This is a genomic window from Phyllobacterium sp. 628 (assembly GCF_014189505.1).
Taxonomy (GTDB): Bacteria; Pseudomonadota; Alphaproteobacteria; order Rhizobiales; family Rhizobiaceae; genus Phyllobacterium.
In genome coordinates this window covers 1,440,756-1,467,221 of sequence record NZ_CP050301.1, presented here as the reverse complement: position 1 = coordinate 1,467,221, position 26,466 = coordinate 1,440,756, and the positions used below count along the sequence as shown (strand labels likewise).

The window sequence follows — 26,466 nt, the reverse complement described above, 5'->3', positions numbered from 1 at the left end:
CTATTACCTCAGGCAAGAGCCGGCATGGTCGCGACAGGATTGCTGCCATGCTTTTTGAGAAAGGCCAGCAGTTTTTCAAGATCAACACCACCGTCCATTGCATAATCACCAGCATGAATGCCGCCGGAAATATAGAGAACATCGATCCCGAAAAGATCGGCGCCCTTGACGTCCGTCAACATGCCGTCTCCAATAGCAAGCACGCGCGTCAGATCGACAGGCTTACCGCGCACGGCCTCGGCAGCAGCGATAGCCGCCTCGTAAATGGGACGATGCGGCTTTCCGGCAATCAGAGTGCGCCCGCCAAGCTGGCCGTAATCGCGTGCGAGTGCACCCGCACACCAGACCAGCCGGTCACCACGTTCCACCACAATATCGGGATTGGCGCAGATGAAGGGCAGATCACGCGAGCGAAAGCGCGTCAGCATGTCGGCGTAGTCTTCCGGACCTTCGGAATCATCATCAAAGAAACCGGTGCAGACAACAACATCCGCCTCACGCTCCTCCACGAGTTCGACATCAAGACCTTCATAAAGCGTTTCGTCCCGCTCCGGGCCCAGATGAAATAGACGGCGCGGCGCGTTGCGGATCAACTCACGGGTGACATCGCCCGAGGTGACGATACGGTCGTAAGCTGAATTCGGCACGCCCAGCATCTCAATCTGCTGGGCAACACCCGCGAAGGGACGTGGCGCATTGGTGATCAAAACAACCGTCTGGCCGGATTCACGCGCCCGCTGCAACGCCTTCGAAGCAGAGGCAAAGGAATCAACGCCATTGTGCAAAACACCCCAGACATCGCACAGGAGCACATCATAGTGATCTTTGAGTGCATCGAGACGCTGCAAATGTAGCATGTCGGTCATGCCGATCCTTTCAGATTGCCAAAGGCAGATTGTGTTGGCGATTTGAACCAAAGTTCCGATGGCATCGCTTAACCGATCACGGCAATCGTGTCACCTGTGATTGTGCCAACGTTGTGAGGATCAAGCGGCGACCATATAGCCACGCGCTGCAAGCCGGTCACCGCATTCGCCGAGCACATCAACCAGTGCTTTAAGCCGCCACCCCTCTTCCGTCAGGCTGTATTCAACCCGGACCGGAACTTCAGGGAAAACAGTGCGCGTGACATAACCGGCTTCTTCCAGCGCGCGCAGATCAAGCGTGAGCATACGCTGGGAGATTTTCGGCATGTCGCGCCGAAGGTCGCTGAAGCGCTTCGTTCCTTCCAACAGATAGTAGATCAGCAGCATGCGCCAGCGGCCGCCCAGAACCAGCATGGTATTTTCCAGAGGGCACTTTGAAACCCGATCTTTCATGGCCGGTATTCCCATCAAATGTTGGTATAAAATTTGTACCAACATGACATTTTTGTGCCTTCTTTACAATAGTAACCGACATAGCCATGTTCCATTTCACCGCGGTTTGACATTCAAAAAACAAGGAAATGAAAATGGAACCTGTATTGTTTTATGGCGTGCCGCATGGCTGTTCATTCGGCTCGATCGTCGCGCTGGAATGGCTCGGCCAGCCCTATCGGCTGAGCCGCATCGACATGCTGGCGAAATCGAAAAGCGATATCTACCGCCGCGTCAACTCCATGCATCAGACACCGACATTGCTTCTCGAAGACAGCACAAGCCTTCGCGAAAGTTTTGCCATTCTGCAGAACATAGCTGCCCGTGATCTGGACCGGAAACTTGGATTTGCGCAGGGCACCAAAGCCTATGACAGTCTCAACCAGATGCTGGCTTATCTGCACACCAGTTTCCACTCAGCCTTCGCACCGGCATGGGCTGCCTACAAACTTGGAGAAGGCGATCCTGCAATCGCAATACTGCGCGATCTGGCCAAGGAAAAAGCCGCAGCGGGCTATGCCACCCTGCAATTGCACCTGCAAGGCCGAGACTGGCTTGTCGGCGAGACCAAGACAATCGCCGATGCTTACCTCATCGGAATTGCCCGGTGGGGCGAAGATCTTGGCTTGTTTGACCTGAAGACGGACTATCCGGGCCTCCACCGCTATCTGCAGAAACTTGAAGCAGATAAAGCCGTCATTTTTGCCCATGCCATCGAAGACGCAACTCCGGCAATCACGGCCGGCAAATTTCTCGGCCACGTGACGCTGGACGATGTTGGAACACACCTCGCCGCCTGACATCCATTGACAATAATCCATCGGGCAAACGCCCGGTGGATTGACACAATCGCACGCAGCCATTCAGTTGACATGCAACATATGAATATGTATTTATATGTTTGACATTATCAACAGATCGAGCCCGCACCATGTCCCAATCGCACGAGGGTCACGACCACGCCCCCAGGATCACCAGTGATAATCAGCGCAAGGTGCTGATCGCCTTCGTCATCACGTTCAGCTACATGATTATCGAAGTTATTGGCGGCCTCATGTCTGGCTCATTGGCGCTGATTGCTGATGCCGGACACATGTTGACTGATGCAGGCGCGCTCGCATTGTCTTATGCCGCTTTTCGGTTTGGCCAACGAACCGCCGACGAAAGCCGTACCTATGGCTATCTGCGCTTTGAGGTAATCGCCGGCCTGATCAACGCAGTGGCGCTCTTTGCCATTGTCGTCTGGATTGCCATGGAGGCCTTCAACCGTTTTCGGGCGCCAGGCGAAGTTCTGGCCGGACCAATGTTCCTCGTTGCTGTCGTTGGGCTTCTCATCAACATGCTGGTTTTCTGGATCCTGACGCGCGGCGACAAGGAGCACGTCAACATCAAGGGTGCGGTACTGCATGTGATGGGTGATCTTCTGGGGTCGGTCGGCGCGATTACGGCCGCTATCGTGATCTATTTTACCGGCTGGACACCGATCGATCCGATCCTGTCCATTGTCGTATCCATACTGATCCTGCGCAGTGCCTGGGCGCTCTTGCGCAACTCGCTGCACATATTGCTGGAAGGCGCGCCGGAAGACGCCAAGCCCGAAGAAATCACACGCCATCTCATGACAACGATTACCGGATTGGCTGCCGTGCGCCATGTCCACGTCTGGCTCATTACATCAGGCAAGGCGCTGGCGACCCTGCATGTGGAACCAAAGGCCGACGTCGATCCGCGCACGCTTGTCCGGAACGTCGAAGTAGAGCTGGTGAAGCGCTTTGACATCCGGCACTCCACCATTGCCATCGACTGGCCAGATGCCCCGGATGAAGAATGTGTCATCGCTGAACCCACGGGCTCCAAGGCGCCCAATCATGACCACGCAGATCATGGCCATGGAGATCATGATGAAAGCGGCGGGGATCATGCCACTCATGATCATAGCCATGCGGGACACAAGCACTGATGATCCCGCATATGCCACCCGAAGCCGATACAACTGTGCTCGCAGAGACATTCAGACTGCTTGGCGATCCTACGCGGCTGCGCATCCTGTTTTATTGTCTGGAAGCACCGCGATCCGTCGGCGATATCGCGGAAAGTCTGCAGCTTTCGCAATCACTGGTCAGTCACCATTTGCGGTTGCTACGCGGGGCGCGGCTCGTACGCGGAAACCGGGTATCCAAGCAAATATTCTATGAACTGGCCGACAAGCATGTGAGCGATATGCTTGCAGACATGGCGCATCACGTCGGTGAAGACTACTGACAAAATAGGTAAGAACGTCATATTCGATGGAAATATTATGCGCTAACCTGCGGCGGTTGCCACTCCACCAGCGCGTTTTCATCTCATGCAATTCATCAAACTGCTTTCCCGCCGCTCCATCGGTCTGCTCTGGTCCGGCCTTGCCCTCTCGGCTATAGGCGACCAGCTTTACACAGTTGCGCTTAGCTGGATTGCCGTGGATATTTTTGGCCCCTCGGCCGGTTATATAACGGCGGTCAAGTCGGCCATTATCCTTGCTGTGCTGTTTTTTGGCGGCACAATGTCCGACCAGTGGGACCGCCGCCGCACCATGATCGGCGCGGATCTTTGCCGCTGCGCTGTTCTCGTGCTCGTGGTGGCGGTCTGGATGGTTGAAGGGCAACCGGACCCGTGGGTATTGGCCCTTGCCGTGGCGGTCCTTGCTGCTGGCGAAGCGCTGTTTCTGCCCGCACTGCAAACTATCCTGCCCCAGCTTGTCGCTAAGGAGCCTGAACTTCTTCCGGGTACCAATGCCCTGCTCGACGCAACGAACCGGCTGGCACGATTACTTGGACCCGGTCTGATCGCTCTTGCAGGGGCGATTATCGCACCTATTCATTTCTTCACAGCCAATGCTTTGAGCTTTCTGCTCTCGGCAGCAGCCATAGCAGCTTTGCCGCTGCAGAGCAGACTACCTGCCCAGCCCGCCAGCAGTGAACGAAAACACCCGTTCTTCAGTCTGTTGTATGGTTATCGTGCCATGCACAGACAGCCGATGCTCGGCTTTCTGCTCGACAGCAACGCCTTCATCAGCGGCGCGTGGTACGTGGCATTCTTCCTTGCCGTTCCCCTGATCATATCCAGCCAGTTCGATGCATCGCTGACAACAGGCTTCGGGCTTTATGGGCTGGTGATCGCGGCATTCGGTGTGAGCAATCTGATCGCCAACCTCATCGTCGGCAACCGCCCGATGCCTGAACAACCGGCGCGAATGATTTTCCTCGGTGTGTGCGCGACCGGGACAGGCATTCTTCTCATGGCGCTGGCCTGCATTGCCCCTATATCTGACCATTGGCGGCTTTCCGCCTTTATCCTGGCATCCGGATTGTCGGGGTTTGGCGGTCCGTTCAAAGACATTGCCTTTGCCACATTGCGCCAGACCTTGCTGCCTTCTGCTGATATTGCACCGGCAACGCGAGCCTATATCGTCACCACCCATATCGGTATGTTGTTCGGCATGCTGGCCGCTCCACTAGCCAGCCACGGCGGCAGCCCGACGAATCTTTTGCTGATCTGCGGCGGTGTCTACTTTGTGGTGGCTATTACCGGCGGCTTGCGTTTTGCGAAATAAGTCATGCGAAGAACTTGCGGGCAGAGCATACGCCCCGCCCGCTTAGCCATCAGAAGCCGGATAGAACGATCTTTCCACGAGCACGACCGCTTTCGATCAGCGCATGCGCTTTCTTCAGATTGGCTGCGGAGATTGTGCCGAGGTCTTCAGCAAGAGTGGTGCGGATCGTCCCGGCATCGACAAGTTCCGACACCCTGTTAAGCAGGTTGTGCTGCTCTTCGACATCAACCGTATGATAGTGCGAACGGGTGAACATCATTTCCCAGTGGATGGAGACGCTTTTCCATTTGAAGGGCAGGACATCATAAGTCTTAGGATCGTCGATCAGGCCGAACCTGCCCTGCGGGGCGATCAGCGCAGCGATTTCCGTGCGATGATCATCGGAGTTTGTCGTCGCAAAGACAAAGGCCGGGGCACCGATCCCAAGGGCTTCGACCTGTGCAGCAAGCGGCTTGGAGTGGTCGATGACATAATGGGCACCCAGTTCTTTTACCCAATTTTGCGTTTCAGGGCGTGAGGCCGTGGCGATGACAGTGAGATTGGTCAATTGCCGCGCGAGCTGAACAGCAATGGATCCGACACCGCCAGCGCCGCCGATGATGAGGATAGCATTGGCAGCACCGGCTACCGGCGTTTTAATCTGAAGCCTGTCAAACAGCATTTCCCATGCGGTCACTGACGTCAGCGGTAAGGCGGCGGCAGCGCTGAAATCGAGAGACTTTGGCTTCTTTCCGACAATGCGCTCATCAACAACGTGAAACTCCGAATTCGTTCCGGGGCGATCAATACTACCCGCATAGAAGACTTCATCACCCACTTTGAAATGTCTGGCATCCGGCCCTGCGGCGACAACGATCCCTGCGGCATCCCATCCGAGAATTCTGGGCTGCCCTGCTTCCGGCTTCATACCCGCGCGCACTTTCGTATCGACCGGATTGACGGAAATGGCTTTTACCTCGACCAGAAGATCGCGCCCCTTCACCCCGTCTGGCTTGGGCAGATCGATGTCGACAAGTGATGTTTCCGCAGTGATTGGCTGTGATTCGTAATAGGCAACGGCACGCATAGGCGTTCTCCAATTGAATTGACGCTGTTTAAATGCGGCCTATATTCAAAGAGTGCAAGAATGCACATAAATTGCATATAGTGTCATAAAGGATACCGTGATGCCGCGCGTACGCCATACAAGTTTTGATTGCGCTCCGAGTTGCCCTGTTGAAGGAACGCTTAATCTGATCGGCGGCAAATGGAAAGGCATGATCCTTTATCATCTCATGTCCGGCACGCTGCGTTTCAACGAAATCCGCCGCCACCTGAACACTGTGACTCAGCGCATGCTGACCAACCAGTTGCGCGAACTGGAGGCCGATGGCTTTATCAATCGCAAGGTCTATGCGGAGGTGCCGCCCAAGGTGGAATATTCCCTGACCGAGCACGGTCGCAGCCTTGAGCCAATCATTTCCGCGCTGAAAGCATGGGGCGACACGAACCTGATATCCCAATCGGCAAAGCCTGATACTGCGGATCAAAAAGCAGCTTAAGTGCCCGCGCATCCTGGATGTGCGTCATTTTTGGTTCACAATTTCATGAGATGAATTCCGCGTCTATTTGATCATCTGGCGGCTCTATTTTTATCCGTGCCCGCAAATATTCGACCAACGTCTCCCTTGACTCTTCAACCTCCTCCCACTATCTCCGAGCCCAGTTAGCACTCACCTATGAGGAGTGCTAATAACGCGGATGGCACAGCCGTTCGCGACAACGTTTTGACACCAACTTCAAGGGTTCTAACCATGGCCAAGACCAAGTTCCGCCCGCTTCACGACCGCGTCGTAGTACGCCGCGTCGAATCTGAAGCAAAGACTGCAGGCGGCATCATCATTCCGGATACTGCCAAGGAAAAGCCACAGGAAGGCGAAATCGTCTCCGTAGGCACTGGCGCTCGTGACGAAGCCGGCAAGCTCATTCCACTCGATGTCAAGGCAGGCGATCATATCCTGTTCGGCAAGTGGTCCGGCACGGAAGTCAAGATCGGCGGCGAAGATCTGCTGATCATGAAGGAATCCGACATTCTGGGCATCCTCGGCTAATCCAGCCGGTTTCCCGTTCATCAACGAATTTAAGATCAAACCGGGTTCAATCCCAGGAGAGATAAAATGGCTGCCAAAGAAGTAAAATTCGGCCGCGACGCGCGCGAGCGCATGCTGCGCGGTGTCAACATCCTTGCTGACGCTGTCAAGGTAACGCTCGGCCCGAAAGGCCGCAACGTTGTTATCGACAAGTCCTTCGGCGCTCCGCGCATCACCAAGGACGGCGTAACTGTTGCCAAGGAAATCGAACTTGAAGACAAGTTCGAAAACATGGGCGCACAGATGGTTCGTGAAGTCGCTTCGAAGACGAACGACATTGCCGGCGACGGCACCACGACCGCTACTGTTCTTGCCCAGGCTATCGTTCAGGAAGGCGGCAAGGCTGTTGCTGCTGGCATGAACCCGATGGATCTGAAGCGCGGCATCGATCTTGCTGTTGCTGAAGTTGTCAAGCAGCTCGGCAAGAGCGCCAAGAAGATCAAGACTTCGGAAGAAGTTGCGCAGGTTGGCACGATCTCTGCCAATGGCGAAACTGAAATCGGCGAAATGATTGCCAAGGCAATGCAGAAGGTCGGCAACGAGGGTGTTATCACCGTTGAAGAAGCCAAGACCGCTGACACCGAGCTCGAAGTCGTCGAAGGCATGCAGTTCGACCGCGGCTACCTCAGCCCATACTTCGTCACCAACCCTGAAAAGATGGTTGCTGACCTCGAAGACGCTTACATCCTTCTGCACGAAAAGAAGCTTTCGAACCTTCAGGCTCTTCTGCCGGTTCTCGAAGCTGTCGTTCAGACCTCCAAGCCACTCGTTATCATTTCTGAAGACGTAGAAGGCGAAGCTCTTGCAACACTCGTTGTCAACAAGCTGCGTGGCGGCCTGAAGATTGCTGCTGTCAAGGCTCCTGGCTTCGGCGATCGCCGCAAGGCAATGCTCGAAGACATCGCGATCCTCACCGGTGGTCAGGTTATTTCCGAAGATCTCGGCATCAAGCTCGAAAGCGTTACGCTCGACATGCTCGGCCGCGCCAAGAAGGTGTCGATCACCAAGGAAAACACCACGATCGTTGACGGTCATGGCAAGAAGGGCGAAATCAACGCCCGCGTCGGCCAGATCAAGCAGCAGATCGACGAAACCACTTCCGACTACGACCGTGAGAAGCTGCAGGAACGTCTTGCCAAGCTCGCTGGCGGTGTTGCCGTTATCCGCGTTGGCGGTGCTACGGAAGTTGAAGTGAAGGAAAAGAAGGACCGCGTCGACGACGCTCTCAACGCAACTCGCGCTGCTGTTGAAGAAGGTATCGTTCCTGGCGGTGGTGTTGCTCTTCTGCGCGCTTCGGCAAACCTGACACTCAAGGGTGCAAACGCTGATCAGGACGCTGGCATCAACATCGTTCGTCGCGCTCTGCAGGCTCCGGCCCGCCAGATCGCAACCAACGCAGGTGATGAAGCTTCCATCGTTATCGGCAAGATTCTTGAGAACAAGAAAGACACCTACGGCTACAATGCAGCCAATGGCGAGTACGGCGATCTGATCGCTCTCGGCATCGTCGATCCGGTCAAGGTTGTTCGTACTGCTCTGCAGGACGCAGCATCGGTTGCTGGTCTTCTCGTAACAACAGAAGCCATGATCGCCGAAGCTCCTAAGAAGGACAATGGCGGCGCTCCCCAGATGCCAGGCGGCGGAATGGGCGGCATGGGCGGTATGGACTTCTAAGAAGTCTTATCCAAGCACATACGGGAAAGGCGGGTTTCGACCCGCCTTTTTTGTTGTCTGGACTTTGCAGCGCTCTATCTCAGTGCGCATGTCGATGAAATTATCGCTCATACGATTTTATCAACCTGACAACAGCTCAACAGCCACACCACCTGTTTCAAATAACGACGGTGACAGCATTTACTCAGCCGCCTCGGCGAACGTTTCAGCAATCTGTGCAATGCCGTGGGCTGCGTCGAATTTGGCACGGGCATTGCCAACGCGCTGCTCGTTTGCAATCGCCCAATCAGCCAGACCGCGGACCGGAACGAGCAGTTCGCGTCCCAGATCAGTCAATTCATAATCCACCCGCGGCGGTATCGTCGGATAGACCGTCCGGGTCACGAATCCGTCACGCTCAAGCCCGCGCAAGGTACTGGTCAGCATCTTTTGTGAAATACCGTTGATGGTGCGCCTGAGTTCATTGAAACGCATTGAACCATTGCCGAGATAGTTGATAACCAGCACCGTCCACTTGTCACCAACGCGAGCCAGAATGTGGTTCACTGCCGTGCAGGCGGAGGTTACTTCAAAGTGCTTCGGTTTCAAAAAAGTGCCTCCTTGCGGGTATTTTATACAGTCACTTATATAGCGCCAGTAACCAATAGTTACCATAGCAAAAACCCTGAGGAATATTGAACATGACGAAACTGAAAGTCGGCATCATTGTTGGCAGCACGCGGATTGGCCGCTTTGCCGAATTTCCGGCCAAATGGGTCGCCGAAGTCGCTGGCAAACGCGACGATGTGGAAGTTGAGATCCTTGATCTTGCGGATTATCCCATGGCGTTTTTTGGCGAAGAGCGGGCTACAACGGCTCAAACCGAAACGGCAGAACGCTGGAAGAAGAAGCTGCGTGAACTCGACGCCTATGTCTTCACTGTGGCCGAATACAACCATGGCCCAACAGCTGTTCTGAAGAATGCCATCGATCTGGGTGAATTCATCCACAAGCCAGTTGGTTTTGTTGGTTACGGCGGCGTCGGCGGTGCCCGCGCCATTGAGCATCTCCGCGTGATTTTCGTCGAAATGAGCGCAGCTTCCGTCAAGACCGGCGTGCATATTTCCTTCCCGGAATATCTGACCGTCGTCAAAGGCGAAAAGTCACTCAGCGACTATACCCATCTGAATGAAGCAGCAAATGCACAGCTGGACCAGTTGGTCTGGTGGGGCAATGCGCTGAAAGCAGCGCGCACAGCCTGATGCAAAGGAGGGTGGTCGCTTCGGCAACCACCCTTTTTCGTTCAACACGAATTCTGGAGAACCCGTCCATGTCCAAGAAGCTTACGTTGATCAGTCACCTTCTCTGCCCCTATGTGCAGCGGGCTGCCATCGCCCTTGCTGAAAAGGGTATCCCGTTCGAGAAAATCTATATCGATCTTAATGCCAAGCCAGAGTGGTTTCTAAAGATTTCGCCGCTTGGCAAAGTGCCCTTGTTGAAGGTGCCGCAAGATGATGGCAGCGAAGCTGTTCTGTTCGAAAGCTCCGTCATCGCCAAATATATCGAAGAGACCCAAGGCGAACCACGCCTGCACCCGGACAATGCGCTCGATCGTGCCCGTCATCGCGGCTGGATGGAGTATGGATCAACCATCCTTGCTGATATCTGGGGCCTTGAGACCACCAAAGACGCTGCCGTCTTCGATGAAAAGCTCAAAGTGCTGACACAGAAATTTGGCCGCATAGAAGATGTTCTTGGCGAAGGACCATTCTTTGCCGGAGCAAAATTCAGCCTTGTTGACGCAGTGTTTGCACCGGTCTTCCGCTACTTCGACACTTTTGATGAAATCGCGGATCAGGGCGTATTCACCAGCTATCCGAAAGTGCGGGCCTGGCGTCAGGCACTGGCTGAGCGCCCGAGCGTCAAGGCGGCAGTGACACCCGAATATCCACAGCTTCTGCGCCAGTTCATGGAACGTTATGACGCGCATATGCTGAAACAGGCGGCGTAAGCGTCAGCGCTTATTTGTCTGACCAGACCGCCAGTTCATAACCTTCCGGGTCGGTGAAATGAAAACGACGCCCTCCCGGAAAATCGAAAATGGGGTTGACGATTGTCCCGCCCGCAGTTTCGACCCGGCTTTGCGTGTCGGCAAGATCATCGGCAAACAGGATAACCAGCGGCCCACCCGGCTTGATCTCGCCGCCCTTGGCGAATCCGCCATTCATATTGCCATCGGAGAATTCGCAATAATCAGGACCATAATCAGTGAAGGACCAGCCGAAAGCATCGCCATAGAACGCACGCATGCGGCCGATATCGCTCACATTCAATTCGATATAGTTGATGCGTTTATCCCTGCCTGAACCGGCCATGTCTTTTCCTCACAACTTTTCTGATTCTAAAACAGCGCGTAATGCATTGAGATCCCGCATAACCCATGCCGCATCTTCTGCAAACTTTGCTTCGTTCATATCCGGCATGCGGAACAGGGTGAAACTGATTTCACACCCCGCATCGTTGGCAACCACCCGCAACGGAACATAGACTTCTTCCCCGGTTTCGGTGATTACCCAATGATCAAGAACGCCGTAATCATTGCGGGGTGCGAACCGGATACGCAGCTTTCCAGCCGGGCCATCGGCAAGCCATTCATTGCCGGACTTTTGCAGACCCGAGGCCAGTCCCGATGCCCATTTCGGCACATTCTCCGGATTTGACGCATAATCATAGGCTGACCGCCATTCGCGGTTGACGGAGATTTGAAGTGTTCGTGATTCCCGGATCGTCACGGCCTGTCCTCCCGAGTGAATCATGCAGCATCTGTCATTTACCAGCATTCCGCGCCGTTTCGAGCGCATTGATCAATGATGGTGTCCAAATTTTCGTTTGGATGAAATACTCTATAATCGATTTTATCGTATTGCCGGGTGATTTCCAGAACAACATTTCCCTCGCTAACCTTGCCTCCCATCAAGGTTAGCAGTAGTGCTTCCGGCAACTCCCAACAGGAAGAGAACACAATGAGCAATACCCGCACCGAAACAGATACTTTTGGGCCAATCGAAGTCGCCGCGGACAAATATTGGGGCGCACAAACCGAACGCTCACTGCACAATTTCAAGATCGGTAACGAAAGAATGCCAATCCCGCTCGTTCGGGCACTTGGTATCGTCAAGCGTGCTGCGGCCGAAACCAATATGGCATTGGGCAAGCTCGACGAAGTAACAGGCCGTGCAATCACAGTTGCTGCCGAGGAAGTCATCGAAGGCAAGCTCGACGAGCACTTTCCGCTGGTTGTCTGGCAGACGGGCTCGGGCACACAGTCCAACATGAATGCGAATGAAGTCATCTCCAACCGGGCCATCGAAATGCTCGGCGGCGTCAAGGGATCGAAAAAGCCGGTTCATCCGAACGACCACGTCAATATGAGCCAGTCGTCGAACGATACGTTCCCGACAGCGATCCATATCGCAACAGCCGTTGAGGCCACCAAGCGGCTCTACCCTGCCCTTGATCATCTGACCGCCGCACTGGCGAAGAAGGAAAAGGCATTCGCTGACATTATCAAGATCGGCCGCACCCACACACAGGATGCAACGCCGGTCACGCTCGGTCAGGAATTCTCCGGTTATCGCGCCGCTCTTGAATACGCGCGCAAGCGGATCGAACAAAGCCTTGCCGATGTGTTTCTGCTTGCACAGGGCGGTACCGCCGTCGGTACCGGGCTCAATGCACCAATCGGTTTCGAAACGGGCTTTGCCGAGGCGGTATCCGATATTACAGGCCTTAGCTTCAAGACCGCTCCGAACAAGTTCGAAGCACTCGCCAGCCACGGCGCACTTGCCAATTTCCACGGCAGCCTGAATTCACTCGCCACAGATCTTTTCAAGATCGCCAATGACATCCGCTTCCTGGGTTCCGGTCCGCGTTCAGGTCTTGGTGAACTGAAGCTGCCGGAAAACGAGCCGGGCTCATCAATCATGCCTGGCAAAGTCAACCCAACCCAGGCGGAGGCACTGACCATGGTTGCCGCGCAGGTTTTCGGTAACCAGACGACAGTCACCGTTGCTGCGAGCCAAGGCCATTTCGAACTCAATGTGTTCAAGCCGGTGATTGCCCTTAACGTTCTGCAATCGATCCGCCTGCTTGCGGATTCGATGGTATCTTTCGCCGACAATTGCGTTGAAGGCATTGAAGCGGACGAGGTGCGCATCAAGGACCTGCTGGAGCGCTCGCTGATGCTGGTTACCGCCTTGGCACCTGCTATTGGCTATGACAATGCAGCCAAAATTGCCAAGACTGCACACAAGAACGGCACCACCTTGCGCGAAGAAGCATTGGCCAGCGGCCATGTTTCGGCCGAGGATTATGACCGCCTTGTGCGCCCGGAACGCATGATTGCACCGGAGTAAAAGAGAAAATCATTTCATTGTGAACAATGTGTCGAGAAAATAGTGACTTTGTTTGACAATCGATTTTAGTTATCGATTGTCACGACAAACTCGGAGAACCACCCATGTCAGACAACGCACTTGCCAACTCGACAACATCCAGCAATGCCATTGTAACTTTGGTCAGTCGCATTCTGCTGACGCTTCTGTTTATTCCTGCGGGATATGGCAAGCTGACGAACCTTGCCGGTACGGCAGAGTATTTTGCTGCCAAGAGCCTGCCTTTGCCGACAGTGACTGCGGTCATCGTTGGATTGGTTGAACTTGTTGGCGGCCTTGCTGTTCTATTCGGCTTCAAGACCCGCTATGCCGCAGTTCTTCTGGGTGTCTTCACCATCGGTGCGGCACTCGTTGCCCACATTGCTCCATGGGATCAGGCAAACCAGACCCAGTTCTTCAAGAACCTTGCTATTGCTGGCGGTTTCTTTGTGCTGGCTCTGCACGGCGCCGGTGCATACTCGATTGACGGCAAGCGCGGTTAATTACTGATTGCATGTCCAAAATGAAAAGGCCGCTTCTCAGCGGCCTTTTAGTTGTCCACGGCTACCGTTTAGTTGGAAGCCTTGACTTCACTCACCAGCACCGGTTTGGCGCGGTAATCCTGCGGAAAGTATTTGCTGAGGCCCTCGATCTTCGGCAGATCATTATAGGCGATATAGGGCTGGGTTGGATTCAGAGTTGCGTAGTCCTGATGGTAGCCTTCCGCAGGGTAGAATTTATCCAGCGTTGAAATCTTGGTAACGATCGGGTCCGAATAAACCTTGGCCTTGTCGAGCTGGTCCACATAGGCCTTGGCAATCTTCGCCTGATCATCCGTTGTGGTAAAAATAGCCGAGCGATATTGTGTGCCTGAATCAGGGCCCTGCCGGTTGAGTTCCGTAGGGTTATGAACCACGGAGAAATAGACCTGCAGGATCTTGCCGAGGCTCACCGTTTTGGGATCGAATGTCACTTCAACGGATTCCGCATGGCCGGTGGTTCCAGAGCTGACGGTCTCGTAACTGGCAGTTTCTTTCTTGCCGCCGGAATACCCGGAGACTGCATTGGTGACACCCTTCAGATGCTGGTAGACACCTTGTACGCCCCAGAAACAGCCACCTGCCAGAACAATGGTTTCGGTTTTGGCTGCAGCGGTCTGGTCCATCGCGGGCGGCGGCACCATGGTTATCTTTTCGGCGGATGCCGTCGCCGGGGCGAAGGCCAGACAAGAGGCAAGCAGTAAATGACGCAGTTTCATGTTGGTTTCCTATCGTAAAATCAGGCGGCAGCCGGGGTGAACTTCATTGCGACACCGTTCATGCAATAGCGAAGGCCCGTCGGCTTGGGTCCGTCATCGAACACATGACCGAGATGGCCGCCGCAACGATGGCAATTGACCGCAGTGCGTGACATGCCAAAGGACCTGTCTGTTACCTCGGTAACAGCGCCTTTGATCGGCGACCAGAAGCTCGGCCAGCCGGTGCCACTGTCAAATTTCGTATCGGATTCGAAGAGCGGCAGATCGCACCCGGCGCAGGCAAATGTGCCTTTGCGCTTTTCGTGGTTGAGCGGGCTGGTGAACGGGCGCTCGGTACCTTCCTGCCGCAGCACATCATACTGGTCGGCGGTCAGCAGCTTTTTCCACTCAGCATCCGTATGCTCAACTTCAAACGTGCCTGCTGCATAGGCCTTGGGCGTGTTGGAAAAGCGCGATGCGATCAGCGCTCCAAGTCCCAGAACAGCTCCGCCAAAAAGTGATCGGCGTGTCATCATGACAATGTCTCCCTGAACAGGATGACCGAAGCATATCAGTCATCTGACAGGGAATACGTATGGCAAGCCATAAAAGTTACAGAACGGGGGCAGAATCACGGATAGTTGATAGATCAACGTGAGCCGAGAGCATCCTTGATACGCTGCGCCAGAGCAGCAACGGCAGCCGGATCGGCATTTTTGCGTGAGGAAATCAGGCACGCCTCGGATTTGAGGATCACGCCGTCTTCCAGCACTTTCAGATGGTTGGCCTGCAGTGTGGAGCCGGTTGAGGTGATATCTACGATGATATCGGCAGAACCCGAAGCAGGCGCTCCTTCGGTGGCACCGAGGCTTTCCACGATGCGGTAAACCTGAATTCCGTGCATCGTCGAGAAAAACTGCTGGGTCAAACGCCAGTATTTGGTGGCAATGCGCAGGCGTCTGCCGTGACGCTGGCGGAATTCCGCAGCCACGTCATCGAGATCAGCCATTGTCGAAACGTCATGCCAGACTTCAGGTACGGCAACGACAACATCCGCGTGGCCAAAGCCAAGGCGCGCTTCGATCTGCACGCGCTCATCGGCGGCGGACAATGTTTCACGGATCAGGTCCTCGCCGGTGACGCCGAGATCAACGCTGCCATAGCCAAGCTCACGGGCAATCTCGGAGGCCGACAGAAACAGGATATCGATCTTGCTATCGCCGTCGACCTGCGCACGGTAATTGCGCTGGTCTTTTGGCAGGATGACGGTCAGCCCGGCCTTTTGCAGAACCTCGAGTGCCTGTTCTTTCAGGCGGCCTTTGGAGGGAAGCGCAAGCGTAATGGTCATTGCGCGCCTCCGGCAATTTTCTCCAGCCGGTCGAGCCAGATGGAAAATCCGACACCGGGAATGGAATCGACTGCACCGAGCATCGTCAGCAGACGGTCATAACGCCCGCCACCGACGATAGCGCCAAGATCAAGGTTGTTCAGAGCGCGCGTTTCGTAAACAAGGCCCGTGTAATAATCGAGCGGACGGCCAAACGCAGCGTCATAAACGATGTTTTCCTGCCCGATGCCTGCTTCCCTGATGGCGACAACACGCGCTTCAAACTGATCGAGCGCCGGGCCGAGATCAAATTCGTTGGCGCGCGCGAAGGTACGCAGATGCGTGGCAGCTGTCTGAACCGGCACGCGAATGGCCAGAAATGTTTCTAGCGCAGCAAAGGCCTGCGCCGGCAGTTTGACCGAAGCAAGATTGGCCTTCTCGATCAGGCGGCGCGCGATCTCATGGGGACTGCGGCCAGCGCCCGGCGAAATACCGGCAGCCTGCATGTCCTGTTCAAGTTCCGCAGCAAGTCCGGCCTCATCGCCTTTTGCAACCAAAACAGCTAGTCGTTCGGGCAACGAGCCATTGTTCTGGTTCGATGAGAGATCAGCGAGCAGGCTTTTCAACTGACCCGGATTGCCGAAAGCACGCGCCAGCTTCTTCTGCCAGCCGCGCGGTAGTCCAAGTGCGGCAAGCACGGCCTCGAAGATGGCCTGATCGCCAAGCAGCGTTTCCAGCTCGGCATTCGGTGCGACAAGACGGATGGACGCAATTGCATCGGCCACAGAACGGGCATCGGCACGGGCGCGGTTGGCATCGCCCAGATCTTCGATCCCGGCCTGAAAGAACTCATTGCCACCCTCGCGCCGCTGCCGGAACACTTCGCCGAGATAGGCATAGCGCTTGGGGGTCGCTGCATTCAGCTCAATGTGGTTGCGGCAGACTGGAATGGTGAATTCCGGACGCAGGCACAGGCTTTGGCCGTTTTCGTTTTCGGTCAGAAAAATGCGGCGCCGCAAGTCCTCGCCTGCCATATCAAGAAACTGGTCCGCAGGCTGGATCACCGGGATATCGACAAGCTCCGCATCCCGCGCTGAAATCAGCGCGGCAAGATCACTGGCAAAGACGGGAGCGCGGGAACCTGTCATATTGGATTAGCGCGCCTTGAGCACGGCACGATCCTCGGCCTGAGCATCGAGAATCTTGCGCACTTCCGTTACAAGATCGGTTTCCTTGGCAGTGATCTGAGCCTGACGGCCTTCACGCCAGGTCACATTGTCCTCGATTTCAGCGGATAGGCGCGCGCCTTCGATCAAATCCTTGATCTGCACTTCGCCATTGTCGCGCTCCTGCGAGCCCTGAATGATCACGCAGGGCGCTCCACGGCGATCCGCATATTTCATCTGCGGCTTCATGCCGGAACCGCCGAGATACATTTCGGCACGGATGCCTGCCTGACGCAGGTCGGAGACCATCTTCTGGTAGCGGCCAAGGCTTTCCGTGTCGCGGTCCATGACCAGAACAACCACGGGTCCAACATTGTCTGACGTGTCGAGCTTGCCGAGATTGGTCAGCGCCGTCATCAGACGCGAGACGCCGATCGAAAACCCGGTTGCCGGGGTTGGCTCGCCGCGGAAACGCGACACGAGGCCGTCATAACGGCCACCACCGCCGACAGATCCGAACACAACCTTTTCGCCCTTTTCGTTGGTAACGTCGAAGGTCAGTTCAGCCTCGAAAACCGGGCCGGTGTAATATTCAAGACCGCGTACAACCGAAGGATCAACGCGGATGCGCTCGCCGTAGCCGGCGGCAGCGGACAGTGCTTCGATTGTTGCGAGTTCCGCAACACCTTCCACACCCTTGTCATTACCAGCAACGACTTGTTCCAGATTGGTGATGGTCTGGCTGCCATTGGCACCGCCAGCCGAGGTGAAATCAAGCACCTTGGAAATGGCCTCCTCATCGAGACCGGCACCCTTGGTATAGTCGCCGCTTTCGTCCAGACGGCCTTTGCCGAGCAGCTGGCGTACACCTTCAGGACCGAACTTGTCGAGCTTGTCGATGGCCCGCAGAACAACCAGACGCTGGCCCATTTTGTCATCACCGCCAAGACCAATGGATTCCAGAACACCGTCGAGAACCTTGCGGTTGTTGACGCGGATCACGTAATCGCCGCGCTTGATACCGACGGCTTCCATGACGTCCGCCATCATCATACACATTTCCGCATCCGCCGCGACGGAGGGCGCGCCAACGGTGTCGGCGTCGAACTGCATAAACTGACGGTAGCGGCCGGGGCCAGGCTTTTCATTGCGGAACACCCAACCGGCGCGATAGCTGCGATAGGGCTTGGCAAGGCTCTCGAAATTTTCCGCAACGAAACGCGCCAGCGGCGCTGTCAGGTCGTAGCGCAGCGACAACCACTGCTCGTCATCGTCCTGAAAGGAAAACACGCCCTCATTCGGGCGGTCCTGATCCGGCAGAAACTTGCCGAGCGCATCGGTGTACTCAATCAGGGGGGTCTCCACAGGTTCGAACCCATAGAGTTCGTAGACCTTGCGGATCTCCGTCATCATCTTTTCGGCAGCGCGCAAATCGTCCGGCACACGGTCTACAAAACCGCGCGGCAGCCGCGCTTTCAATCTGTCTGCCTTCGTTGTCATGATTCTGATCCGATACCCTGAGATTTATTGATTGCCGAAGCGCGTTTGCCTTAGCTTATCAGGCCATCGAGGGCAAGGAAGGAAGCGCTAACGGCTCGCAATTGCCGCAGCAAAGCAAGTCCACAGGCGGTTTTCAACTTGGAGTCGAAAGATCAGACAGGCCGCTTGAAGTTCGCGCGAATCTTTTCGATCTCCTCCCGGCATTTACAGCCTTCGAAGTGATCGTTCACCAGTCCCATCGCCTGCATATGCGCATACATGGTGGTTGGGCCGACAAAGCTGAAGCCGCGCTTTTTCAAATCCTTGGAGAGGCGCACCGATGCGGCTGTCGAAGGATTGGCAATCACGGTAGCATAATCCACGCGCTTGGGCCGCTCTTCGACAGGTGGTTCAAAGCTCCAGAAATATGCTGCCAGAGAGCCTTTTTCCTCGATTAGTTCGATGGCGCGTTTGGCGTTGTTGATCGTCGAGGTGATCTTGCCGCGATGGCGAATGATCCCCGCATTGCCAAGCAGCCGTTCGATATCCTTGTCGCCATAGCGGGCTATGCGCTCGAAATCAAAGCCCTCAAAGGCCTCACGGAAATTTTCGCGCTTGCGCAGGATGGTTAGCCAGGACAGGCCCGACTGAAAGCCTTCAAGGCAGATTTTTTCGAACAGGCGGTAGTTGTCCGTAACCGGGCGTCCCCATTCATGATCATGATAGTGGATGTATTCGGGCAGCGCACCCGGCCACGAGCAGCGTGTGTGACCGTCCTCGCCGGTGATCAATCCGGTCTTTACAGGAGCTGGCTCTTGCATGGCGTCTGTCCCTTCGGTACATTTTCACTCTGGATTAACCAGTCATTGAAACCATCCGGTAACCACAACAAATAGTTTCCGAAAAGAATCGTTTTTTATTGATCCTGATTCACTTTTTTCTACCCAGCTACGGGCAAACTCAATCCGAAACCTGACAAATCATGTCAGGAGTGTCGATTGCCAAGAGAATTATCCCGATGAAGACTGCATTGCTGCTTCTGACCACCTCCTGCCTGACCGTGTTTTCATCCCATGCGGGGGCCAGTGACCGTTATGCGACGCGGCCACCCGTGGTCATGAGCCCGGACCTTTCCGCGCCGTGGGTCACACAATTGCGGCAGCGCCCGGTTGGCACGGCGGTCAATCCGCGTGGCTATGTGGTGTTCACCGCGCCGCCAGCGCGCCGCGCCATTGTCAATCGGCGGGCACGCGACCCATTTGCCGATGAAGCAAATCCAGCAAAACGTGAAGTTTCGTTCCGGCGCCCGGCAGAACCAGCAGCAGAAACGCCGCGCAAACAACGCACGATGGACCCCAAATTCCTGCCACAGACCATCGCCTATAGCGGCTCGGAAGCGCCCGGCACGATTGTTATCGATACATCCCAGCATTTCCTGTTTCTCGTTGAAGCCGATGGCAATGCCCGCCGTTATGGCGTCGGCGTCGGCAAGGAAGGCTTTGGCTGGAGCGGAACCAACAATATTTCGCGCAAGGCGGAATGGCCGGACTGGCGTCCACCCACCGAGATGATCAAACGTGAAAAAGAGAAGGGCCGCATTCTTCCCGTGCATATGGAAGGCGGACCAGCCAATCCGCTTGGCGCGCGTGCGCTCTATCTCGGCGATACGCTGTACCGCATTCATGGCACAAACGCGCCCTGGACCATCGGCCAGTCGGTTTCCAGCGGATGCATCCGCATGCGCAATGAAGATGTCACCGATCTCTATGAGCGGGTCAATGTCGGCACCAAAGTTGTGGTGATGTAAGAGTTTAAAAGTTAGTGGGGACGGCACCGGGGCGGTGCCGAAACTGGGCAGCGGTTCCTGATGGGCCGCTGCCCTTCTTTTGCCTATTCCGCGGCCTGCAGGGTGAGTGCGGCCACACCTTCCGGTCGTGGTCCGCCATAGACCCAATCCAGCAATTCCACCGTGTGAACAATCGGCATTTTCGCAGCGCTGGCAATCTGCGTGATGCAGCCGATATTGCCCGTAGCAATGATGCTGGCTCCTGTCGCCTCGATGTTCTTCACCTTGCGGTCGCGCAACGTCTTGGCGATCTCCGGCTGCATGATGTTGTAGGTTCCGGCTGAGCCGCAGCAAAGATGGCCCTCCGCCGGGTCCTTCACCGTGAAGCCAGCCGCTTTCAGCAGGTCTTTCGGCTGATGCGTCAGTTTCTGGCCATGCTGCATGGAACAGGCGGAATGATACGCGACGACAAGTCCTGAAGGCTGCTGCGGTGCAGGCAGATCAAGTGTCGTCAGATACTCGGTAATATCCTTGGCAAGACCGGAAACGACTGAAGCTTTTTCACTGTAAGCCGGATCAAGCCGCAGCATGTACCCGTAATCCTTGATTGTGGTTCCGCAGCCGGAAGCAGTGATCACAATCGCATCGAGACCGCCATTTTGCAGCTCGCGTGTCCAGACGTCGACATTGCGGCGCGCGTCGTCCAGCGCCGCGTCTTCCCGGCCCATATGATGGACAAGAGAGCCGCAGCAGCCCTCGCCTTTCGGCACCACCACTTCAATACCGAGACGGGTCAAGAGCCGGATTGTGGCTTCATTGATACCGGGCTTCAGCACCGGCTGGGCACAACCGGTCAGAATAGCCACCCTGCCGCGCCTGGTTTTCGTTGCCGGGTGCAGCCCGGGTTCAGCAAAATGCGACTTCGCCGGAACAGATTTGGGCGCCAAGGCGAGCATGGCGGCGATGGGTTTCAGCGCCGAAACAGAATTGAACAACGGCAGGAAAGGCCGACCCAGTTTTGCAGCATTCAGTGACAGACGCAGGCGCGAGGGATGCGGCAACACGAAAGCCAGCAGCGCACGGGACAGACGGTTCATGAGTGGACGTTTATAGGTCTTTTCAATGTGGGCGCGGGCATGGTCGACCAGATGCATATAATTCACGCCGGACGGACACGTGGTCATGCAGGCAAGGCAGGACAGACAGCGATCCACATGTTTGACGATCTGCTCATCAGCCGGACGGCCATTTTCCAACATGTCCTTGATCAGGTAAATGCGGCCGCGCGGACTGTCGAGCTCATTGCCAAGCGTCACGTAGGTCGGGCATGTTGCGGTACAAAATCCGCAATGCACACATTTGCGCAGGATTTTTTCCGACTCGGCAACATCAGGGTCGAGCAATTGTTGCGGCGTGAAATTGGTTTGCATCCTACACTCCTGCAACCATACGGCCCGGATTGAGGATAGCCTCCGGATCAAATTGCTGTTTCAGCCGCGTTGACAGGGCAGCCAGCGCTGCGGCCTGCGGTTCGAACACCGGAATGGCGGCACGTATCGCCACCGGCGCACGCACAAGCGTTGCGTGGCCGCCGCCGAACTTCTTGACGAGAACGCGCACAGCCTCGGCTTCCGGATCACCGTCGAGCCGCAACCATACCAATCCGCCCTGCCAGTCATAGTAGGCATCGACCGCCGCCCCCATGCGCATGGAGGCCACGAGTTTATAAGCTTCCATCGGTGCCATGGAGACACGCCAGACCGGACGTTCCGTACCATCGGCAAAAGGAATAACGTCGCGCACTTCCTGCCAGAGCTTGCGCGAGACATCGCCGGATATTTCCTGAATGGAGCCGGCAGAGCCGAGCAGGCCTTTCAACATGGTTACCCGGTCGGCAACGGAAGGCGCAAAGCCTTCGAGCCGCAGCAGCGTAGAAGCATCACCCTTCAACAGACCATCGATGACACGGGAACAGATATTGAGCGGCAGGTGCGCGGCGGACGCGACTTCACCGCTTGAACCCATGGCGATTGCCATGGCGCGTGTCGCCTCGTCATCGGTAAGACCACGAACGATGAGCGTTGTTTCCGTTTCCGGTGCCGGCAAAACCTTGAAGGTGATTTCCGTGGCAATCCCGAGCGTACCCCAGGAATTGGCCATGCCCTTGGACAGATCGTAACCGGTGACATTCTTGACGACACGGCCACCGGATTTAAACAGTTCACCCCGGCCCGAAACAACCCGCACACCCAGCACATGATCGCGTGCGGACCCAGCCTTCAACCGGCGCGGACCGCAGAGATTGGTGGCAAGCACACCGCCAAGACTGCCCTGCCCGGCAGCTTCGCCCAGCAGCGGACCATAATCCATGGGTTCGAACTGGAATGCTTGCCCCTTGGAGGCGAGCAGGGCTTCAAGTTCAGCTATCGGCGTTCCCGCCTTGGCGCTCAGAACGAGTTCATCCGGTTCGTAAAGTGTCACGCCGGAATAATCTGTCAGCGCAATCGTATGTTCTGTCTGCAAGGGACGGCCGAGCTTGCGCTTGGAACCATGGCCGCAAACCTCGACAGGCGCACCCTCAGCCAGTGCCCATTGCACCGCATCAACAATTTCGGCCTCGGTTGCGGGGGTAAATGTTGTCATTTCATTGCGCATCCAGAAAGCTTTTGCCGCGTGGCGACAGCCGGTAGCCAGTGCCGAGACTGATGGTCAAACCGACTTCCTTGAGCTTGCGGACATCGCGCTTGAATTTTGCTGTTTCCACATTGAACTGCCTGGCCAGATCAGCAGCCACTGTTCCGGGATGATCGGCAATCAGCTGCAATATCTGGCGGTGATATCCGGCTGATGATGCCGCGCTGTCCCAGCGTGCAAGACGCATCGCCAGTTCGGCGATGTCCGGTTCCAAGAGAGCTTCTTCGCGTAAAGTGGTTCGTTCGTCGGGCTCAACGCCGGTGATTGATATGCGGTAGAGTGTTCCGTCGATGGCGCGCAGTTCTCGGGTGAGTGCATCGACAGTGGCAAAACCGGCACGTCTGGCGTCTTCCGCTGTGAGTTTGTCTGAATCAATGGCTATGACGTCGCCGATGACAACAACACCGATGAGTGTGCGAAGGCGGGTGCCCGCCTTGACGGTCGGACGGGTCCAGCGCCGGAACGCCAGATCAACGTCGCCGCGTGCAATGGCCTCGAGTGTTTGCGCCTTGAAGAGCATCGCCTAAAATCTCGGAATATCTGGAAACGGCACCTGACCGCGATGCACATGCATACGGCCAAGTTCGGCGCAGCGGTGCAATTGCGGAAACACCTTGCCCGGATTGAGCAGGTGCTTGTCGTCAAAGGCGCATTTCACCCGGATTTGCTGGTTCAGGTCAATCTCGTTGAACATTTCCGGCATGAGGTCGCGCTTTTCCACACCCACGCCATGTTCTCCGGTGAGAACGCCGCCCACCTTGACGCACAGCCGCAGAATGTCTGCGCCAAAGTCTTCCGCCTTGCGCAATTCATCCGGGATATTCGCATCATAAAGGATAAGCGGATGCAGATTGCCATCGCCCGCATGAAACACGTTGGCAACGCGCAAACCGTATTTTTCCGAAAGCTCGCGCATTCCCGCCAGCACCTTCGGCAATTCCTTGCGGGGGATCGTGCCATCCATGCAGAGATAATCTGGAGAGATACGCCCGACAGCCGGAAAGGCCGCCTTGCGGCCCGCCCAGAATGACATGCGCTCTTCTTCGCTCTGCGAAATCACGCAGGACGAAGCATCGTTTCTGTTGGCAATGGTCTCGACCATATCAATCAGATGATCGACCTCGATTGCCGGTCCATCAAGTTCGATGATCAGCAGCGCTTCCACATCAAGCGGATAACCCGCATGAACGAAATCCTCAGCCGCATGGATTGCCGGGCGGTCCATCATCTCCATGCCGCCCGGGATGATACCGGCAGCGATGATATCGGCAACGCATTGCCCCGCTGCTTCGCTGGTGGGAAAGCCCACCATCAAGGCGCGCGCCGTGGCGGGCTTTTGCAGGATGCGGACCGTCACTTCAGTGACCACGCCGAGCAGGCCTTCCGAGCCGGTCATCAACCCGAGAAGGTCATAGCCCTCGGAATCCAGATGCTTGCCGCCAAGCCGGATGACCTCGCCTGAAATGAGCACAATTTCGAGGCCGAGGACATTGTTGGCGGTAAGTCCATATTTCAGGCAATGCACGCCGCCGGAATTTTCAGCAACATTGCCGCCGATGGAGCAGGCGATTTGCGAAGAAGGATCTGGAGCGTAGTAAAAGCCTTCGTGCTCCACGGCTTTCGTGATGCCAAGATTGGTCACACCCGGCTGCACAACGGCAACACGGTTGGGATAATCGATTTCGAGAATACGATTGAACCGCGACATGACCAGCAGCACCGCATCTTCCAGCGGCAGCGCACCGCCGGAGAGCGAAGTGCCGGAGCCGCGCGGCACGACTTTCACGTTGTTCTCATGGCAATATTTGAGGATTTTAGACACCTGAGCGACTGTCTGGGGCAGAACGACAACCAGCGGCAGCTGGTGATAGGCCGTCAGGGCATCGGATTCAAAAGCCCGCATTTCGTTGGTCACATCAACGACGCCTTCGCCGGGAACAATAGCACGCAGGGCGGCGACGATTTCGCTGCGGTGCGACATGGTCGCCGCATCGGCTTTCGGCATCACCAACCCGGACATGCACCCTCCCTCTCCAGTAGATAGCGGCCACTGGTAAAATATGTTTACCAGTCACCTCTCCAATTTGTAAACAGTCTAAACTTTTGCCACGCCGCCGTCATGCATTTGCTCACAGCCAAAGTGACGCGCAGTTATGAGAAGAGCAGCGCATTCAATCAATCATCATTGTGGGATTTGCGGATCGACTTCACCACGAACCACATGGCGATGATCGCAACGGGCACAAAGGCGGCAGTCAGCACCGAAGAATGCAAATCCGGATTGTAGCTTTCCGCCCCTTTGGCAAGGTAGAAAAACAGACCAACAACATAGTATGAAATTGCTGCGACCGACAGGCCTTCCACCGTATGCTGCAGACGCAATTGCAGCTGTGCACGCCGGTTCATGGAGCTTAAGAGATCACGGTTCTGCCGCTCCAACTCGACATCCACCGACGTGCGCAGCAAGGTTGCGGCGCGTGACAGTTTCTCGGAAAGGTTTTCTTGTCTGCCACTGACAGAACGGCAGGTGCGCATGGCAGGTGCCATACGGCGCTGGATGAATGCCGCCCAGGTTTCGTAGCCTGTTACCGGTTCTTCCTGCAATGCCGCCAAGCGCTCCAGTACAATACCGTTATAGGCGCGGCTGGCACCAAACCGGTAAAGGCTCGAAGCTGCGTCCGCTTCAAGTTCCGCCGCCAGCGATGTGAGCTCATCAAGCAATTTGTGATTGTCAGCATCCGGCGCGCGCATTTCCGTGGTCAGGCCCGCCAGACGATCCTCAATACGGCGGATGCGCGGTGACAGGGAATGCGCCAGCGGCAGCCCCAGCATTGCCAGCGTGCGGTAGGTCTCGATTTCGATCACACGCTGAGAGAGTGCCCCGGCGCGCGCCGGCGACAAGCCGTTATCGAGAATGAGAATGCGGGTCATACCGTCGCCATCCTGGCGGAAATCCGTAATGATCGAGGCAAGGCCATTCTCAACATCGCTGTAACAGAGGCTTGTCGGATCAAATTCCTCGATCAACGCCGCAGCATTGCTGTCCTTGCGGATGATCTCCAGCCGTACGCCATCAATGACCGTGCCGGGCGGATTGAAACCGTGCCCGAATGGATGTTGCGCCGTCTGGCCAGCGCGCGGCATCGGTCCTTCCCACAAATAAGTCGAGAACTCCGTATGACGCTCCCAGCGCAAGGTACCATTGCCCCATGGCATAATGTGATGTCTTGCATCGCGGGCGGGAGAAGCTATGCCGATACTGCGGGAAAGTTCCGCCAGAACCGCATGATCAACTGTCGATCCGCCTTCGGTCATGAAAGCCAACTGAATCAGCAGGCGCGGTGTATCCACGAGAGGATAGGGTCTGGCGTGGACTTCGCCCAACGCCACGGAACGCTCCGCGTGGGCCGGAAAGCCCATGACGCCACCCGAACTTGAGGCAGCGCTTGCCGCTGCAGTTCTTAGTCTTTTCCCCTTCATATCAACCGGTCTTTCCCCTTGATCGGCATTCACAGGATGGTGAACGCAATACCATGGTGTTTCAATGCGCCTTTGCGCCACGAGACTGCGGCTATGCGACGCTTATGCGAGCGACGATGCCAAGGCGCCAGG

General features: G+C 56.0%; 29 protein-coding genes. 12 read left to right on the top strand and 17 right to left on the bottom strand.

Features of this window, described 5'->3' with window-relative positions:
• Window positions 1–8: 8 nt before the first annotated feature.
• Both HB779_RS08800 and HB779_RS08795 read right to left on the bottom strand, forming a co-directional pair.
• Entirely contained in the window at window positions 9–857 is an 849-nt protein-coding gene (locus HB779_RS08800) for a TIGR01459 family HAD-type hydrolase (protein WP_188345845.1), read from the bottom strand.
• Window positions 858–986: 129 nt separating this feature from the next.
• Entirely contained in the window at window positions 987–1,319 is a 333-nt protein-coding gene (locus HB779_RS08795) for a helix-turn-helix domain-containing protein (protein ID WP_188345342.1), read from the bottom strand.
• Between the two features lie 134 nt (window positions 1,320–1,453).
• Between HB779_RS08795 and HB779_RS08790 the strand changes: the two genes are divergently transcribed.
• From HB779_RS08790 to HB779_RS08775, 4 genes are all read left to right on the top strand, one after another.
• Window positions 1,454–2,158, top strand: coding sequence for a glutathione S-transferase family protein (locus HB779_RS08790; RefSeq protein WP_188345341.1), 705 nt, complete (start codon window positions 1,454–1,456; stop codon window positions 2,156–2,158).
• A gap of 131 nt (window positions 2,159–2,289) precedes the next feature.
• Entirely contained in the window at window positions 2,290–3,318 is a 1,029-nt protein-coding gene (locus HB779_RS08785) for a cation diffusion facilitator family transporter (protein WP_188345340.1), read from the top strand.
• Complete coding sequence (locus HB779_RS08780) at window positions 3,318–3,620, top strand: helix-turn-helix transcriptional regulator (protein WP_188345339.1); 303 nt, start codon at window positions 3,318–3,320, stop codon at window positions 3,618–3,620. Before HB779_RS08785 ends, HB779_RS08780 begins: the two co-directional genes overlap by 1 nt.
• 85 nt (window positions 3,621–3,705) lie before the next feature.
• Entirely contained in the window at window positions 3,706–4,950 is a 1,245-nt protein-coding gene (locus tag HB779_RS08775; protein ID WP_188345338.1) for an MFS transporter, read from the top strand.
• 49 nt (window positions 4,951–4,999) lie between these two features.
• Here HB779_RS08775 and HB779_RS08770 read toward each other — a convergent pair whose 3' ends face one another.
• The gene (locus tag HB779_RS08770) at window positions 5,000–6,016 is read right to left on the bottom strand and encodes a zinc-binding alcohol dehydrogenase family protein (RefSeq protein ID WP_188345337.1); all 1,017 of its coding nucleotides are present in this window, start codon (window positions 6,014–6,016) and stop codon (window positions 5,000–5,002) included.
• A gap of 100 nt (window positions 6,017–6,116) precedes the next feature.
• Between HB779_RS08770 and HB779_RS08765 the strand changes: the two genes are divergently transcribed.
• The 3 genes from HB779_RS08765 (at window position 6,117) to groL (ending at window position 8,753) form a co-directional block, all read left to right on the top strand.
• Window positions 6,117–6,491: a helix-turn-helix domain-containing protein gene (locus tag HB779_RS08765; RefSeq protein WP_188345336.1), complete on the top strand. Its 375-nt coding sequence runs from the start codon at window positions 6,117–6,119 to the stop codon at window positions 6,489–6,491.
• A 252-nt stretch (window positions 6,492–6,743) separates the two neighbouring features.
• Entirely contained in the window at window positions 6,744–7,040 is a 297-nt protein-coding gene (gene groES, locus HB779_RS08760) for a co-chaperone GroES (RefSeq protein WP_115055216.1), read from the top strand.
• Window positions 7,041–7,106: 66 nt separating this feature from the next.
• A complete protein-coding gene (gene groL / locus HB779_RS08755) occupies window positions 7,107–8,753 on the top strand; it encodes a chaperonin GroEL (RefSeq protein ID WP_188345335.1) in 1,647 nt (548 codons plus the stop codon).
• A 180-nt stretch (window positions 8,754–8,933) separates the two neighbouring features.
• On the opposite strand, the gene HB779_RS08750 is transcribed toward groL, so the two are convergent.
• Entirely contained in the window at window positions 8,934–9,341 is a 408-nt protein-coding gene (locus HB779_RS08750) for a helix-turn-helix domain-containing protein (RefSeq protein ID WP_188345334.1), read from the bottom strand.
• Window positions 9,342–9,433: 92 nt separating this feature from the next.
• Between HB779_RS08750 and HB779_RS08745 the strand changes: the two genes are divergently transcribed.
• Entirely contained in the window at window positions 9,434–9,994 is a 561-nt protein-coding gene (locus HB779_RS08745; RefSeq protein WP_188345333.1) for an NADPH-dependent FMN reductase, read from the top strand.
• Between the two features lie 68 nt (window positions 9,995–10,062).
• Complete coding sequence (locus HB779_RS08740; protein WP_188345332.1) at window positions 10,063–10,743, top strand: glutathione S-transferase family protein; 681 nt, start codon at window positions 10,063–10,065, stop codon at window positions 10,741–10,743.
• 10 nt (window positions 10,744–10,753) lie between these two features.
• Here the strand turns inward: HB779_RS08740 and HB779_RS08735 are convergent, their stop codons facing one another.
• Together HB779_RS08735 and HB779_RS08730 are read right to left on the bottom strand one after the other, a co-directional pair.
• Window positions 10,754–11,107 carry a VOC family protein gene (locus HB779_RS08735; protein ID WP_188345331.1) on the bottom strand — a complete coding sequence of 118 codons (354 nt, stop codon included), beginning with the start codon at window positions 11,105–11,107 and terminating at the stop codon, window positions 10,754–10,756.
• Between the two features lie 9 nt (window positions 11,108–11,116).
• The gene (locus HB779_RS08730; protein ID WP_188345330.1) at window positions 11,117–11,524 is read right to left on the bottom strand and encodes an SRPBCC family protein; all 408 of its coding nucleotides are present in this window, start codon (window positions 11,522–11,524) and stop codon (window positions 11,117–11,119) included.
• 231 nt (window positions 11,525–11,755) lie between these two features.
• On the opposite strand from HB779_RS08730, the gene fumC reads away from it, so the two are divergent.
• Together fumC and HB779_RS08720 are read left to right on the top strand one after the other, a co-directional pair.
• Complete coding sequence (fumC, locus tag HB779_RS08725) at window positions 11,756–13,147, top strand: class II fumarate hydratase (RefSeq protein ID WP_188345329.1); 1,392 nt, start codon at window positions 11,756–11,758, stop codon at window positions 13,145–13,147.
• A gap of 104 nt (window positions 13,148–13,251) precedes the next feature.
• Window positions 13,252–13,668 carry a DoxX family protein gene (locus tag HB779_RS08720; protein WP_188345328.1) on the top strand — a complete coding sequence of 139 codons (417 nt, stop codon included), beginning with the start codon at window positions 13,252–13,254 and terminating at the stop codon, window positions 13,666–13,668.
• 68 nt (window positions 13,669–13,736) lie between these two features.
• On the opposite strand, the gene msrA is transcribed toward HB779_RS08720, so the two are convergent.
• The 6 genes from msrA to HB779_RS08690 all read right to left on the bottom strand — a co-directional run bounded on the left by msrA (window position 13,737) and on the right by HB779_RS08690 (window position 19,195).
• Complete coding sequence (gene msrA / locus HB779_RS08715; protein ID WP_188345327.1) at window positions 13,737–14,423, bottom strand: peptide-methionine (S)-S-oxide reductase MsrA; 687 nt, start codon at window positions 14,421–14,423, stop codon at window positions 13,737–13,739.
• A gap of 20 nt (window positions 14,424–14,443) precedes the next feature.
• On the bottom strand, window positions 14,444–14,938 hold the full coding sequence (msrB, locus tag HB779_RS08710; protein WP_188345326.1) for a peptide-methionine (R)-S-oxide reductase MsrB: 495 nt from the start codon (window positions 14,936–14,938) through the stop codon (window positions 14,444–14,446).
• Window positions 14,939–15,051: 113 nt separating this feature from the next.
• The gene (hisG, locus tag HB779_RS08705; RefSeq protein WP_188345325.1) at window positions 15,052–15,750 is read right to left on the bottom strand and encodes an ATP phosphoribosyltransferase; all 699 of its coding nucleotides are present in this window, start codon (window positions 15,748–15,750) and stop codon (window positions 15,052–15,054) included.
• Window positions 15,747–16,877: an ATP phosphoribosyltransferase regulatory subunit gene (locus tag HB779_RS08700; protein ID WP_188345324.1), complete on the bottom strand. Its 1,131-nt coding sequence runs from the start codon at window positions 16,875–16,877 to the stop codon at window positions 15,747–15,749. Before HB779_RS08700 ends, hisG begins: the two co-directional genes overlap by 4 nt.
• Before the next feature lie 6 nt (window positions 16,878–16,883).
• The gene (gene hisS, locus HB779_RS08695; protein WP_188345323.1) at window positions 16,884–18,395 is read right to left on the bottom strand and encodes a histidine--tRNA ligase; all 1,512 of its coding nucleotides are present in this window, start codon (window positions 18,393–18,395) and stop codon (window positions 16,884–16,886) included.
• Window positions 18,396–18,547: 152 nt separating this feature from the next.
• The gene (locus HB779_RS08690) at window positions 18,548–19,195 is read right to left on the bottom strand and encodes a DNA-3-methyladenine glycosylase I (RefSeq protein WP_188345322.1); all 648 of its coding nucleotides are present in this window, start codon (window positions 19,193–19,195) and stop codon (window positions 18,548–18,550) included.
• Between the two features lie 197 nt (window positions 19,196–19,392).
• Here HB779_RS08690 and HB779_RS08685 point away from each other — a divergent pair, with 197 nt between their 5' ends.
• The gene (locus HB779_RS08685) at window positions 19,393–20,181 is read left to right on the top strand and encodes a L,D-transpeptidase (RefSeq protein WP_188345321.1); all 789 of its coding nucleotides are present in this window, start codon (window positions 19,393–19,395) and stop codon (window positions 20,179–20,181) included.
• Between the two features lie 83 nt (window positions 20,182–20,264).
• On the opposite strand, the gene glcF is transcribed toward HB779_RS08685, so the two are convergent.
• The 5 genes from glcF to HB779_RS08660 form a co-directional block, all read right to left on the bottom strand.
• Window positions 20,265–21,590 carry a glycolate oxidase subunit GlcF gene (gene glcF, locus HB779_RS08680; protein ID WP_188345320.1) on the bottom strand — a complete coding sequence of 442 codons (1,326 nt, stop codon included), beginning with the start codon at window positions 21,588–21,590 and terminating at the stop codon, window positions 20,265–20,267.
• A 1-nt stretch (window position 21,591) separates the two neighbouring features.
• Window positions 21,592–22,803 carry an FAD-binding protein gene (locus tag HB779_RS08675; RefSeq protein ID WP_188345319.1) on the bottom strand — a complete coding sequence of 404 codons (1,212 nt, stop codon included), beginning with the start codon at window positions 22,801–22,803 and terminating at the stop codon, window positions 21,592–21,594.
• Window position 22,804: 1 nt separating this feature from the next.
• Window positions 22,805–23,374, bottom strand: coding sequence for an ASCH domain-containing protein (locus HB779_RS08670; protein WP_188345318.1), 570 nt, complete (start codon window positions 23,372–23,374; stop codon window positions 22,805–22,807).
• A gap of 3 nt (window positions 23,375–23,377) precedes the next feature.
• Complete coding sequence (locus tag HB779_RS08665) at window positions 23,378–24,874, bottom strand: FAD-linked oxidase C-terminal domain-containing protein (RefSeq protein WP_188345317.1); 1,497 nt, start codon at window positions 24,872–24,874, stop codon at window positions 23,378–23,380.
• A 155-nt stretch (window positions 24,875–25,029) separates the two neighbouring features.
• The gene (locus HB779_RS08660; protein WP_244642494.1) at window positions 25,030–26,334 is read right to left on the bottom strand and encodes a DUF3422 family protein; all 1,305 of its coding nucleotides are present in this window, start codon (window positions 26,332–26,334) and stop codon (window positions 25,030–25,032) included.
• Window positions 26,335–26,466 lie beyond the last annotated feature (132 nt).